Here is a 14,002-nt window from a genome sequence, read left to right on the forward strand (position 1 = left end):
GACTGCGGGCCGGTAGCCCGGATAAGGCGTTTACGCCGCAATCCGGGGAATGCAGGCGATTATTGTCCGTAGTAGGCCCCTGCCCCGTGTTTACGCAAATAGTGTTTATCCAGCAGCGTCGCAGAGACCGGCTGTTCGTCAATGCTCAGCTGACGGGTCCACATATTCATATAGGCAATCTCCTCCAGCACCACCGCATTATGCACCGCGTTCGCCGGATCTTTTCCCCATACAAACGGGCCGTGGCCGTGGACCAGCGCGGCGGGCACGCTGAGCGGATCGGTATGCTGCGCGCCCAGCGTTTCAATAATCACGTGACCGGTATTGGTTTCATAATCACCGCGGATTTCATCATCGCTGAGCGGGCGGGTACAGGGGATCGGCCCATAAAAATAGTCGGCGTGGGTGGTGCCCATCGCCAGCAGCGGCCTGCCCGACTGCGCCCAAATCGTCGCGTGGCGCGAATGGGTGTGCACAATTCCGCCCACGCCGCTAAACGCCTTATACAGCGCCAGATGGGTCGGCGTATCCGACGAGGGCTTATAGCGCCCCTCCACCACCCTGCCGGTCGCCAGCTCCACCACCACCATATCCTCGGCCGTCATCACGGCGTATTCCACGCCGGAGGGTTTGATTACCACCAGCCCGGCCTCGCGATCGATACCGCTGACGTTGCCCCAGGTAAAGGTCACAAGATGAAATTTCGGCAGCGCCAGATTGGCGTCAAGAACCGCCTGCTTGAGGTTATCCAACATACTTCACTCCTGAATTCACAATGCCTTCATACTGGGGCGGGCGAAACGCCTGCTGGTATTTATCCGTTAGCCACGCTTTAGCGTCGGCAATTCTCTCGCTGTCCCGCCCGTCATTTTTGGCCCACATCTCAATCAGCCAGGCGCCGCGATAGTTCAGCGCCGAGAGCGTACGAAATATCTCGGTAAAATCGACGCAGCCGGTACCGAATGGCACATCGCGAAACTGCCCCAGCGAAGCGTGGGAAACGGGCTGGGTATCCTTCAAATGAATGGCGGTGATTTTATGAATGCCCTTCCTCAACTCTTCGGGAACGTCGTTTTGCCAGGCGCTTAAGTTGCCAACGTCCGGGTAGACGCAAAACCACGGGCTGCAAACCTTCCGTTCAAGATCCAGCCAGCGGGAGATATTGCTCATAAAGGCGGTATCCATAATCTCCATTGACAGCATCACCTGCGCTTTCGCCGCTTCGGCCACCGCCCAGTTGATGCCCTCGATAAAGTATTCCCGGGTCTGCGCCGAAGAGGATTCGTAATAGACGTCATAGCCTGCCAGCTGGATGTTGCGAATGCCGACGTGGCTGGCAAAATCCAGCGCATCAAGCATCAGTTCCCGCGCCTTGAGCCGGGTATCGCGATTGACGCTACCAAAGGGATGGCTGCGGTGCGCGGAGAGGCACATGCTCGGCACATCAATGCCGCTGTTAATTTTGTCGGCCACGAACGCCAGCCGCTGCCCCCGGTTCCAGCGCAGCCTGGCCTGGCGCTCGGGGCTTTCGTCAACGGAGATTTCAATAAAATCAAACGCCAGGCCCGCCGCCATTTCAAAGCGTTTCGGCCAGTCCAGCGCCGCGGGGAGCGCTTTTTCGTAGATGCCAAGTCTGGGTTTCATTGCGCCGCTCCCGTCGCCCTGGAGAGGCTTTGCGCGACCGCTAAGTAACGGGCGTAGCCTTCACGCAACTGCTGATGCCGATTGCTGTCGGGTTGATAGCAGACCACCTCGGGCTGCGTGGCGGCAATCGCTTCGCTGAAGTTAGCGTAGGCGCCGCTGCCGGCCGCGGCGCACAGCGCGGCGGCTCGACAGCCGGCCTGTTCGATATCCACCACTTCCAGCGGAAGATTGGCCGCATCGGCGTACATCTGCGTCCAGCCTCTCGACTGGCTCGGCCCGCCGGTAAAGCGAATTTTTTGAATATCCCGATTGAGTTCAATAATGCGGTCCTGATGCACCAGGTGAGAAAAAACGATGCCGCGATAGATGGCCGCAATAATATCCTTTTTCGTATGATGCCCCGCGAGGCCCACCAGCGCGCCGGGCAGATCCATCGCCAGATTGGAACCGAACAAATAGGGTAAAAAAATGAGGTTACTGTCGGTATCTTGCGCAATCCAGCTTTCGAAATGGTCGTAGCAGCGGTCATCGTCAGGGAAAAACTGCTTCACAAACCAGGAGAGATTGCTCGCCGAAGTGGGGCTGCCCTCGTGAACGAAGTATTTGCCCGGAATGCAGTATTTCCCCCAGATGTAGGGAAAGTCGCTGGCAATAATGCTATCCGTCACCGAGGTGGCGATACTCCAGGTGCCGGCTACCGCGCTCAGGGTATCCGCCCGGTCAATGCCCGAGGAGACGGCGGAGGCCACCACGTCGAAAAAGCCGCCGAAAACCGGCGTCCCCGGGCACAAACCGCAATCCAGCGAGGCCTGCAGGGTAATGTGGCCCACGCAGTCCGTCGAGTTCACCACCGGCGCGGTTTTATCCGCCACTTCCTCAATGCCAAACAGCGCCATCATGTCGCGGTCATAGCGGGAGGTAAACTGGTTATAAAAATTGCTGCCGGAAATATTGGTGATCTCCGCCGTCGCCTCGCCGGTCAGGCGGAAACGTACGTAGTCGTGCACCATTAAAACGGCGTCGATCCTGTCGTAATTGGCCGGTTCATGCGCTTTCAGCCACGCCAGTAGCGACACCGGATGTCCGGTCCACAGCTGCTGCAATCCTTTTGGGTATGCCAGCTTGTCTATACCTTCGCGATACCATTTTTTAACAAACGCCAGCGCCCGGGTATCGGATGAGATAATCCCGTTGCGCACCGGCTCGCCTTTTTTGTCAATCGCGTAGAGCCCTTTGCCGTGCGAGGAGAAACCGATCCCGCCGATGCTTAGCGGCGGCACCTGGCTTTCATACAGCGCTTTTTTTATCACGCTGCAAACGGTGTCCCATAGCTCATGCATGTTCCGCTCGGTAAAGCCCGGCTGTTCGGATAATACCTGCGCATATTGCGACGCCACGTGAATCTCTTGCCCTAACTCATTATATATACCGGCTTTGGTGACCGTACCACCGATATCAACCCCGATAAAATTCATATCCCTTCGCCTCATATTTAAAATAAGTTAACGTCTGGCTGAGCTAATAAAGGTGGCGCCCCAAATAATAAGCCCTTTCACCACGTACTGAACGTAAGGTGAGATCCCCAGAAGGTTTAAACCATTATTCAGTACGCCGAGCATCATGGCGCCAATCAGGGTGCCGATAATCATTCCGCGGCCGCCGGCAATGGATGCCCCGCCGAGCACCACGGCGGCAATGGCATCCAGTTCAAATCCGACGCCGGCATTCGGCTGGCCGCTCATCACCCGCGAGGTGAAAATAAGACCGGCAAAACTGGCGGTAAAACCGCTGATCACGTAAACCAGCAATTTATAATATTTCACCCGCAGACCGCTCAGGCGCGCCGCTTCTTCATTGCCACCGAGGGAATAAACATAGCGACCAAACGGCATATGATTCAGGACGATATAAAAGATGAGATATAAAACCACCATCAGAATAATAGGCACCTGAATACCGAACAGATATTCACGGCCCCAAAAAGCGAATGAATCCGGCAAGCCGGAGATGGGGTAGCCGCCGGTATAGATCAGCGCCAGCCCCTTCGCAATAATCATTGCCCCGAGGGTCACGATAATCGGCGGCATTTTACCGTAGGCGGTTAAAAAGCCGTTCAGCGCGCCAAAGGCGACGCCGGAGCACAGGCCGATAAGAATGGCTAACCACGGATCTAAACCATAGTACTTCATTAATCCCGCCATCAGGGTACCGGCCAGGGCCATGACCGCGCCGACGGAGAGGTCGATCCCGCCGGTCAGGATGGCAAAGGTCATCCCGATGGCAATGATGGCGTTAATTGAGACCTGACGGGCGACGGTCGATAAGTTATCGACCGTTAAAAAGTAGTCATTAAAAATAGCCATACAGGAGAACAGGAGTACCAGACCAACAAACGGCAGGAACGCGGGCATTTTTAATAAACCATGGAGCATCTTTTTATTTTTATCAGGAGATGCGGCGGGCGCTAATGACACGTTTTCATTACTCATTCAATACTCCCTAAATAATATTACCGGCAGCGTGCAGCATAATCACAGTGGAATTGATTTGGTCGTTCTCGAGTTCGGCAACGATATTACCGTCGCGAAAAACCATTACCCGGTCGCTAACGCCAATCACCTCTGGTAGCTCAGATGAAATCATAATTATTGAAATACCCTGGGCGGTGAGGTCGCGCATAATCTGATAGATTTCTGATTTCGCTCCGACATCAATACCGCGAGTCGGTTCGTCAAAAATAAGAATATTGACATCATGATTCAACCAACGGGAAATAACGACTTTCTGCTGGTTACCGCCGCTCAACGTCCCCACCGCGGTCCCGGCATCCGGCGTTTTCACGCCAACGTGATTAATTAAACGCTCGGCGGTCAGGCGCTCTTCGTTATCGCGGATAAGCGAGAACTGGCAGGCGTGTTTGTTAAGCCAGATATTATCTTTGACCGAAAAAGGCAGCACCAGTCCCTGCGTTTTGCGGCTTTCCGGCAACAGACCAATGCCCAAACGCAGAGCCCGGTCGGTGGATTTTATCGTCACCTCTTTTCCGGCCAGGCGGACGCGCTTTTTGAAGCATTTATCCGCGCCGGTCAGGGCCAGGATCGCTTCGGAACGCCCCGACCCCACCAGCCCGGCGAGGCCCAGGATCTCCCCTTTGCGCAGCGTCAGTCGATTGAGCTGGCTACTCTCGGTAAGCTGAATTTCGGCCTCCAGCAGTATCTCATCATGCGCCAGCGTCCGCCGCTCGGGATAGATATTCTCCACCTCACGGCCGACCATCATCTGGATCATCTCGGCGATATCGATATTGTCGACCTTTGCCGACCCGATATATTTGCCGTCGCGGAGAATGCTCAGGCTGTCGCAGATCTCATATATCTCCTCAAGATGGTGCGAGATAAAGAACATCCCGACGCCTTTGGCCTTTAAATCGCGCATCACGCGGAAAAGATGCTCCGCCTCGCTCGGGGTTAAGGTCGCGGTGGGTTCATCCAGAATGAGAATTCGCGCATCCAGCGACAGCGCTTTGGCAATTTCCACAAACTGCTGTTCGGCGACGCTGAGATGGCAAATTTGCTCATCGGGATCGAGGGTCACGCCAAGATCTTTAAAAATGCGTAACGCCTCGCGGCGCATCGCTTTACGATCTAGCAGGCCAAAACGATTTACCTTTTCGCGATTAAGGAAAATATTCTCATAAGCGTTCAGATAGGGAATAAGAGAAAACTCCTGAAAGATAATCCCTACGCCGCAGGCAATCGCGTCACGATAGTTATGAAAATGCTGCTGCTTACCATCAATAAAAATATTACCGGCGTCAGGTTGATATATCCCGCAAAGGATTTTCATTAACGTCGATTTACCCGCGCCGTTTTCACCTAATAAAGCATGCACCTCCCCTCGGCCAAGGGTGATATTGACATTATCCAGCGCCTTGACCCCGGGGAAGCTTTTACTGACGTTTTTGACTTCCAGTAAGCTGGGCATAAACATCGCTCCATAATGGCTCGATAAAATAGCGAGCCATACTTTAATAAGAATCCGGCACGGCTCACCTGAATAAGCGAGAGCCACTATGGCGTAATAATGCGATTACCAGTGGAAATCTTTGGCGTTGGTTTTATCGATAAGCTTCACATCAACAGGGATCTCTTTAGGAATATTCGCCCCCCAATGTTTGGCCAGGGCAATACCTAAACCAATACGCAGCTGATCGCGCGGGAACTGAGCGGCGGTGGCAATAAACGGCGTATTACCTTTAGCAATTTCAGCGACCGCTTCCGGAGAACCATCAACGCTCACCAGCTTCACATCGCGCCCTGATGCCTGAATCGCCGCCAGAGCGCCGAGTGAGCCAACATCATTCACGCTAAAAATACCGTTGAGCGTCGGGTTGGATTGCAGCATATTTTCCGTTACGCTCATGGAGGTATCGCGCTCTTGTTTACCATTCAGTTTGGTAATCACTTTAATATTGGGATGCTTTTTCATGGCATCTTCAAAGCCGCGCACGCGCTCCAGAATAGGTACCACCGGAATCCCGTCGAGAATCGCTACGTTGCCTTTATCACCTAGCGCTTTGGCTAAGTGTTCCCCGGCAATAAAGCCCGCATCATAGTTTTTTGAGCCGACAAAAGAATCGATCGGGCCATTAGCCTGAGCATCTATCGCCACCACCACCACGCCGGCTTTTTTAGCGGCCAGCACGGCGGTTTCCGCACCGACGCTATCAGCCGGGTTAATCAGCAAAATATCTATTTTCTTTTGCAGCATATCCTCAACGTCACTAATCTGCTTGGATACATCATGTGCCGCATCCGCTGTATAGACGGTGGCGTTAATATCTTTTGCCGACTGCTCAAGCGACTCTTTCATGGTGACGAAATATTCGTTATTCAATTCCTGGAACGACATACCGATAGTCAAAGGTTTGGCATTAACGCAGGCAACCATGCTCATCGCAAGAAGTCCTGAGAGTATTGCTTTAGTCTTAAATTTTACAGGCATTCACTATCTCCTTATTGAGTAATGCGCTGAGAAATAAAATTTATTTATCAGCGTTTTCATGGTACGGATGCTGCCTGATATACTGAGCAATAAATACGCCGCTGGCAGATAGCCAGAAGCCACTGATATTGTTCTCAGTTATCCCCATGATTGAAATCCAGTATTTAATGAACAGCCATCAGCGGTCATTTGCGTAATAATTAAAAATGGCGAACTTAGCTAGTTAAAAAATTTATGGCTTAATGACGACCTTAATCGAATCGAGCGATTTAGCCATCTCAAAAGCGGCTTTCCACTCATCAATAGAATAGAAATGCGTCACCACGCCTTTGGCGGTCAGCAGACCGCGCGCAAAGAGATCGATGGCGATTTCATAGCTGTAAGGCCCCAGATGCGCGCCGCGGATATCCAGCTCTTTACGGTCGCCAATAATCGACCAGTCGGCGGTCGTTTCTTTACCAAACACGCTGAACTCAACGAAGCGTCCCAGCTTACGAATCATCTCCAGACCCTGGGTCACGCCGATAGGGGCGCCCGTCGCTTCGATATACACATCGCAGCCGTAGCCATCGGTCATGGATTTTACGATAGCGATGGCGTCCTCTTGCGCCGCATTGATGACCACGTCGGCGCCAAACGCTTTCGCCAGCGCCAGGCGGTCGTCCATCGTGTCGATGACCACCAGTTTCTTCGGCGTTTTCAGATGAGCGACCTGCACCATACACAGCCCCAGCGGCCCGGCGCCGGCGATAACAACCACATCATCCAGTTCGATATCTCCGCGGCGTACCGTGTGGATTGCGCAGGCCATAGGTTCGATCAGCGCGGCATCTTCTTCGCTTAATGATTCAGGAATTTTGTGAATAATCGCGCGCTCGGAGAAACGCATATATTCAGCCATACCGCCATCGGCAACATTTTTCTGAAAGCCGTAAATATCATGGGTTTCGCACATCCAGTATTTGCCGGTTTTACAGAAACGGCACTCATGGCAGGGGACAATCTGTTCAGCCAGGATGCGATCGCCAATTTTTAATTGATATTTTTCAGCGGAGCCCGGACCTAATTCGGCAATACGACCGTAAAACTCATGGCCGGGCACCACCGGCGTTTTCACCCACGGATTATCGCCCCAGAACATCGGCGCGCCGTCCTGGGCCTTGCAGTCGCCGGCGCAGATTCCACACCCGTCAACCTTAATGACCACTTCCTTTTCTTTGGCGACCGGGCGGGGAATTTTCTCAAAGCGATAATCCTGGGGACCATGGCAGACAACCGCTTTCATATCTTCAGGTAATTGTTCCATCGTAAACCTCTTTTTCGGATAAATAATGAAGAGGGATGGTATTGCTGGCGCAATACCCCTTCATCGGGCACAAGGGCTATTCAATAATAATGCCGGTAGAATATCTGGCAGAGCGGCTATTTAGTCTCGACAATATGTACCTGGTGCTGGCGATAGGTATCAGCTGGTAATTCGTTAGTGATCAACACATCAATATCCGCCAGATCGCATATTTTATAGAGTGAATAGCGTTCAAACTTACTGCTATCGACCATCAGGATTTTTTGATCGGCAACTTTCAGCATCTCCTGCTTCAGCCGGACGTTGACTTCATTGCTGTCTTTTATTTCCAGCCCGGCGTCGAGACCCTGGCAAGAAAAAAACAGCTTATTGACCTTAAAGTTGTTGATAATGAACTCGGCGACCGGACCGTGAAAATCACCGTGGCGCTCAGAATATTCCCCCCCAACGCTGACTATTCTTATTTTCTTACGACAGGCTAAGGTTTGAATAATATTCAAAGAATTGGTAATCACGGTCAGCTCGATGTCAGGCAGCTGGCGCGCTAAAAACCAGCAGGAGCTGCTATTATCCATGATAATGCACTCATGCTCATGAATAAACTGCAGCGCGCCTTTAGCAATACGCATCTTACGTTCCGGCTGCTCTTTGGTGCGCTTAATAAAGGCCTCGGCTTTATCGACAAAGTTCCCGTGATTTGTCGGCGTATCGGCAGCTAAAAATGATGCATTATTTTCAGAAATCATTGCACCGCCAAAGCTGCGAACTATTTTTTTATTTCTCGCCAGCGCGGTTAAATCCCGGCGAATGGTTTCTGGAGATACGCCGAATATCTGTGAGAGCTCATTAACTCTGGCGCATCCTTTTTCTACGACATATTCCACAATTAATGAATGACGTTTAACTTGTAACATAGACGTTCTCAAGAAAGCATTCAGGATTTAATGACATAAATATAACAAAATCGTCCATATCAGTAAGTGACATAAATCATACAAAATCAAAACAAGTTTTTAGCTTTTTTTTAGTTTGAAGTTGATCATATATATGAGGCAACTTTCATTTCGGATGGAATAAATTTGTGATTAAAATCGCAGAATTAGCCGTGATTGTTCGTTTGCTTTAGCCGTATATTCGCTAAAACGGGCAAACCCGGTCAAAGCAATAATACCCGTTTATGCCCGATTCAGTCAGCGTAATATCCGCCAAGCCTGTGCCGTCTGGATAACACATAACGTCAAACCTTGCGGCATCGCCATAATGTCACGACTTTTGCCGCCTCTGAGACCAGCAGCAGAGCAATAAAGAAGGCCGCGCTTTTCAACGCCACCGCCTGCGCCAGCCAGACCACCAGCGAAAGCGACGGGAGCATAAAGGCCAGACGCAGCGGCGTCTGCGCATAGGCCAGCCACGGCGCATAGCGGCTCTGGCGCCAGAAGAGAATCATCGATGCGGGAATGCTGATAGTCAGAATAAAATGCAGGGTAAACAGCCAGGCGGCCGCGGAGCCCCAGGTTTGCAGCAGCGGTAAAAATGAGAGGATATCGTCGTAAAGCGGTACTCGCCGGTGGTAGATGTTCCAGCCAATAAACTGCAAGAGATAAAAGAGATCCATCCCACCCCAAAACCAAAAAACGTTTTTTCGTTCCCGATTCATCGCTATCCCTGCGAAAAAAAAACAGGCCCTGAAAAGGGCCTGTTTATCGTGCGGTCAATTACGCGTTTTTCAACACTTCGCTGACAATCTCTACCGCTTCTTTCTCAATCTGCTGACGATGTTCAGCGCCGAGGAAGCTTTCGCAGTAGATTTTATAGGCATCTTCGGTACCTGACGGACGCGCGGCGAACCAGCCGTTGTCGGTCATCACCTTCAGACCGCCAATCGCCGCCCCGTTGCCCGGCGCCGCGGTCAGACGCGCGGTAATCGGATCGCCTGCCAGGGTGCTGGCGCTCACCATTTCCGGGGAGAGCTTAGACAGCGCCGCTTTCTGGGCAGACGTCGCGGAAGCCTGCAGACGGTTGTAGCTTGGCGCACCAAAGCGCTCTGCCAGCTCGTCGTAGTGCTGCTGCGGGTTTTTGCCGGTGACTGCGGTGATTTCCGCCGCCAGCAGGCACATGATGATGCCGTCTTTGTCGGTCGACCACGGCGTGCCGTCAAAGCGCAGGAACGACGCCCCCGCGCTCTCTTCGCCGCCGAAGCCGAAGCTGCCGTCAAACAGGCCGTCAACGAACCACTTAAAGCCAACCGGTACTTCCACCAGTTTGCGCCCCAGATCGTTGACTACGCGGTCAATCATCGCCGAGGAGACCAGGGTTTTACCGACAGCCACATCTTTGCCCCACTGCGGGCGATGCTGGAACAGGTAGTTAATCGCCACCGCCAGGTAGTGGTTCGGGTTCATTAACCCGGCCGGCGTGACGATACCGTGACGGTCGTAATCCGGGTCATTGGCGAAGGCCAGGTCAAACTTGTCGCGCAGCGCCAGCAGGCCCGCCATCGCGCACTCGGAGGAGCAGTCCATGCGGATTGCGCCGTCTTTATCGAGGTGCATAAAGCGGAAGGTCTGATCGACGTGGTCGTTAACGATGGTCAGGTTGAGATTGTAATGCTCAGCGATACGCTTCCAGTATTCGATACCGGAGCCGCCCAGCGGATCGACGCCCAGCGTCAGTCCGGCTTTCTGGATCGCCGCCATATCGACGATATCCGCCAGCCCTTCAATAAACGGCTGCACCAGATCCTGCTCTGTGACGTGGCCGGAGGCCAGCGCCGCATCAAGAGAAATACGCTTCACGCCCTGCAGACCGGCAGCCAGCAGTTCGTTGGCGCGATTCTCTACCACCTTAGTCACGTTGGTATCCGCCGGGCCGCCGTTAGGCGGGTTGTACTTGATACCACCGTCTTCCGGCGGGTTGTGGGACGGCGTGATAACAATACCGTCAGCCAGCGGGCCGCCCTTCTTGTTGTGCACCAGAATCGCATTGGAAATCGCCGGCGTCGGGGTGAAGCCGTTGTTTTCCTGAACGATGACGTCAACGCCGTTCGCCGCCAGCACTTCCAGTACGGAAATGAAAGCCGGTTCGGAGAGTGCGTGAGTGTCCTTACCAACATAGCATGGGCCGGTGATCCCGTTCTTCGCGCGATCTTCAGCAATTGCCTGAGCAATCGCCAGAATATGCTGCTCGTTGAAGTTGTGGCGCGCCGCGCTGCCGCGGTGACCGGAGGTGCCAAACTTCACTGCATGTTCCGCGTTGCCAACTTCCGGCTTCAGCACATAGTACTGGGCAGTCAGTTGGGCGACGTTAATCAAATCACTCTGTTGCGCAGGTTGACCCGCGCGCTTATCGATTGCCATTGCCTGATCCTTCTGGTGCAAAGTTAACTAACTAGATCGTACCGCAAACCTTTTCGATCAATTCCGCAGGGAACTGCATTGACTGCATGATATGTTCGATCATGCTGCATTTGCGACCGGTATTGGTATTTGTAATGACCCACCACGGCGTTCCCGGTACCTGCTTAGGTTTCGTCTGATTACCGTTTTTCTGCAGCGTGCGTTCATCCTCAGCGAAATAAACGCGGGTGCGCCCGTGCAGGGACTCGGTCGCCTCGGCAAACGCTTTGCTGTCTAAGGCGTAGAGGGTGGTCAGAACCAGCATGAAACGGTTTACCGCGCGCTTTTGTTCGGCGTACTCATCAGATAACAGCAGCTCACGCATAGCGCGAACTTTATCTTTCAGAGGATTGGCGGGTTTCACTTCAACGACAGGCGTTGGCGCAGGGGCCGGAGCGGCTTTCGCTACCGGTGCGACAGGCTGGGAAACGGCGGAAAACTTCAACATGCGCCGTAAAATGTCGGATGCGCTCTCGCCAATATGCTTGGTGTGGCTGGCAATATAGCTATAGAGTTCATCATCAACTTCAATTGTTTTCATCTTAATCCAGTGCGATATCTTTTTCTGAATACAAGTTGTCGGGATTATAGGGACAAATCCCAACCGCGGATAGCGTCAAACCAGGATGGCGGTAAAACTCGGATATCTTCCGGGTCTTGCAGCCGGATGGCAGAATGTCCAACATAATACCCTAACCCGACGGAGCGAAAAAAAGAACTTTGCCATGAAATTAAATAGCCGAGCGCAATCTGCACAGAATCCGCACAATAATCCCCCTATCGTCCTGGTCCACGGCCTTTTTGGCAGCCTGGATAATCTTGGGATCCTCGCCCGCGATCTGGTTCTCGATCGCGATATTATCCAGGTCGACATGCGAAACCACGGCCTTTCGCCACGCTCGCCTGACATGACCTATCCCGCGATGGCCCAGGATCTGCTTGATATTCTCAATGAATCACAGATTGAGAAAGCCACCTTTATTGGTCACTCAATGGGCGGTAAAGCGGTGATGGCGCTGAGCGCGCTGGCCCCAGAGCGCATCGCGGGCCTGGTCGCCATTGATATCGCCCCGGTGGATTATCACGTCCGCCGCCATGATGAAATCTTCGCCGCCATCAATGCCGTCACCGACGCGGGGGCCGCTACGCGTCAGCAGGCGGCGACGGTCATGCGCCAGCACCTTAACGAAGAGGGCGTGATTCAGTTTCTGTTAAAATCTTTCGTGGACGGCCAGTGGCGGTTTAACGTACCGGTGCTGTGGGAGCAGTACGATAATATCGTCGGCTGGCAAACCGTTCCGCCCTGGCCGCATCCGGCGCTGTTTATCCCGGGCGGCAACTCCCCCTACGTCACCGATGCCTACCGCGAGACTTTATTAGCTCAGTTTCCCCAGGCGCGCGCGCACGTTATCGCCGGCGCCGGGCACTGGGTGCATGCAGAAAAACCGGAGGCCGTTATCCGCGCGATCCGTCGTTATTTGACCTCTATCGCCGCATAACTGCCTAAAATATACTCGACCGCGCGGCTTAATGCCCGCGGCCGTTGGCGCAGCCCGTCGCCTGATGTATTATGGCGCGCTGTCTGCGTCGGCTATGCCCGATAGCTTGTTTCCCCCGAAGTCACTCTGAATCATGGCAAAAGAACAAACGGACCGTACGACATTAGATTTGTTCGCAACTGAGCGTCGGCCGGGTAGACCGAAAACGAATCCGCTTTCGCGCGATGAACAGCTGCGCATCAACAAACGCAATCAGCTTAAACGCGATAAGAGTCGCGGTCTGAAGCGCGTGGAGCTAAAGCTCAATGCCGATGCTGTCGATGCGCTTAATGAGCTGGCCGAAGCCCGTAACATGAACCGCAGCGATCTCATCGAAGAGATGCTGATGAACCAGCTGGCAGCCCTGCGCGGCCAGGATAAAGCCTAAAACCCTCAAAAAATAAGCTTTCGTGTAGCAGAGTGTGCAGTTGGGCGTGATTGCTGTTTCCGCGCCCTTCTCAGTTCTGCTATCATTGCCCCTATCTGCGGGCATTACGCCACTACCACATCATTAAGTTTCAAGAGGTTATTTTACTCATGGCAATCATCGGCATCTTTTTTGGCAGCGACACCGGCAACACCGAAAATATTGCAAAAATGATCCAAAAGCAGCTTGGTAAAGACGTTGCTGATGTTCACGACATTGCCAAAAGCAGCAAAGAGGATCTGGAAGCTCACGATATCCTGCTGCTCGGCATTCCCACCTGGTACTACGGCGAAGCCCAGTGCGACTGGGACGATTTTTTCCCGACGCTGGAAGAGATCGATTTCAATGGCAAACTGGTGGCTCTGTTTGGCTGTGGCGATCAGGAGGACTATGCTGAATACTTCTGTGATGCGCTGGGGACTATCCGCGATATCATCGAACCGCGCGGCGCAACTATCGTTGGCCATTGGCCGACCGCCGGCTACCATTTTGAAGCCTCTAAAGGCCTGGCCGATGACGATCACTTTGTTGGCCTGGCCATTGACGAAGACCGTCAGCCTGAGCTGACTAACGAACGCGTGGAAAAATGGGTAAAACAGATTTCTGAAGAGCTGCACCTCGAAGAAATCAAGAATGCCTGAGTCTGAACGGCGTAATCCTCAGGTTTCGCCGAATTGATAGATAAAAG

At 53.1% G+C, this 14,002-nt stretch carries 14 protein-coding genes; 3 read left to right on the forward strand and 11 right to left on the reverse strand.

All coding sequences use genetic code 11. The features are described 5' to 3' along the window. Positions 1 to 59: 59 nt before the first annotated feature. The 11 genes from araD to seqA all read right to left on the reverse strand — a co-directional run bounded on the left by araD (position 60) and on the right by seqA (position 11,890). The gene (gene araD, locus ABLU88_RS20840) at positions 60 to 755 is read right to left on the reverse strand and encodes an L-ribulose-5-phosphate 4-epimerase (protein ID WP_260450331.1); all 696 of its coding nucleotides are present in this window, start codon (positions 753 to 755) and stop codon (positions 60 to 62) included. After that, positions 745 to 1,644, reverse strand: coding sequence for an L-ribulose-5-phosphate 3-epimerase (locus ABLU88_RS20845; protein ID WP_032748734.1), 900 nt, complete (start codon positions 1,642 to 1,644; stop codon positions 745 to 747). Before ABLU88_RS20845 ends, araD begins: the two co-directional genes overlap by 11 nt. After that, positions 1,641 to 3,119 (reverse strand): FGGY-family carbohydrate kinase, encoded by a 1,479-nt coding sequence (locus tag ABLU88_RS20850; RefSeq protein ID WP_004848873.1) that lies wholly within the window; start codon positions 3,117 to 3,119, stop codon positions 1,641 to 1,643. Before ABLU88_RS20850 ends, ABLU88_RS20845 begins: the two co-directional genes overlap by 4 nt. A 27-nt stretch (positions 3,120 to 3,146) precedes the next feature. Continuing rightward, a complete protein-coding gene (locus ABLU88_RS20855) occupies positions 3,147 to 4,076 on the reverse strand; it encodes an ABC transporter permease (RefSeq protein ID WP_046878552.1) in 930 nt (309 codons plus the stop codon). Between the two features lie 67 nt (positions 4,077 to 4,143). Next, positions 4,144 to 5,628 carry a sugar ABC transporter ATP-binding protein gene (locus ABLU88_RS20860; RefSeq protein ID WP_004848870.1) on the reverse strand — a complete coding sequence of 495 codons (1,485 nt, stop codon included), beginning with the start codon at positions 5,626 to 5,628 and terminating at the stop codon, positions 4,144 to 4,146. 105 nt (positions 5,629 to 5,733) lie between these two features. After that, on the reverse strand, positions 5,734 to 6,600 hold the full coding sequence (locus ABLU88_RS20865) for an ABC transporter substrate-binding protein (protein WP_014228426.1): 867 nt from the start codon (positions 6,598 to 6,600) through the stop codon (positions 5,734 to 5,736). Between the two features lie 280 nt (positions 6,601 to 6,880). Then, complete coding sequence (locus ABLU88_RS20870) at positions 6,881 to 7,954, reverse strand: alcohol dehydrogenase catalytic domain-containing protein (RefSeq protein ID WP_348837823.1); 1,074 nt, start codon at positions 7,952 to 7,954, stop codon at positions 6,881 to 6,883. Positions 7,955 to 8,070: 116 nt separating this feature from the next. Continuing rightward, entirely contained in the window at positions 8,071 to 8,868 is a 798-nt protein-coding gene (locus ABLU88_RS20875; protein ID WP_004848865.1) for a DeoR/GlpR family DNA-binding transcription regulator, read from the reverse strand. Between the two features lie 323 nt (positions 8,869 to 9,191). Continuing rightward, a complete protein-coding gene (locus tag ABLU88_RS20880; RefSeq protein ID WP_048261214.1) occupies positions 9,192 to 9,611 on the reverse strand; it encodes a hypothetical protein in 420 nt (139 codons plus the stop codon). 58 nt (positions 9,612 to 9,669) lie between these two features. Beyond that, complete coding sequence (pgm, locus tag ABLU88_RS20885) at positions 9,670 to 11,310, reverse strand: phosphoglucomutase (alpha-D-glucose-1,6-bisphosphate-dependent) (RefSeq protein ID WP_014228422.1); 1,641 nt, start codon at positions 11,308 to 11,310, stop codon at positions 9,670 to 9,672. A 31-nt stretch (positions 11,311 to 11,341) separates the two neighbouring features. After that, entirely contained in the window at positions 11,342 to 11,890 is a 549-nt protein-coding gene (gene seqA / locus ABLU88_RS20890; RefSeq protein WP_004848859.1) for a replication initiation negative regulator SeqA, read from the reverse strand. Between the two features lie 184 nt (positions 11,891 to 12,074). On the opposite strand from seqA, the gene ybfF reads away from it, so the two are divergent. The 3 genes from ybfF to fldA all read left to right on the forward strand — a co-directional run bounded on the left by ybfF (position 12,075) and on the right by fldA (position 13,955). After that, complete coding sequence (gene ybfF, locus ABLU88_RS20895; RefSeq protein ID WP_014837821.1) at positions 12,075 to 12,848, forward strand: esterase; 774 nt, start codon at positions 12,075 to 12,077, stop codon at positions 12,846 to 12,848. Between the two features lie 133 nt (positions 12,849 to 12,981). Beyond that, a complete protein-coding gene (gene ybfE, locus ABLU88_RS20900) occupies positions 12,982 to 13,275 on the forward strand; it encodes a LexA regulated protein (RefSeq protein WP_004848855.1) in 294 nt (97 codons plus the stop codon). 149 nt (positions 13,276 to 13,424) lie between these two features. Further along, entirely contained in the window at positions 13,425 to 13,955 is a 531-nt protein-coding gene (fldA, locus tag ABLU88_RS20905; protein ID WP_004100234.1) for a flavodoxin FldA, read from the forward strand. Positions 13,956 to 14,002 lie beyond the last annotated feature (47 nt).

This window comes from Klebsiella sp. GW_Kp182 (assembly GCF_040062275.1).
GTDB lineage: Bacteria > Pseudomonadota > Gammaproteobacteria > Enterobacterales > Enterobacteriaceae > Klebsiella > Klebsiella michiganensis.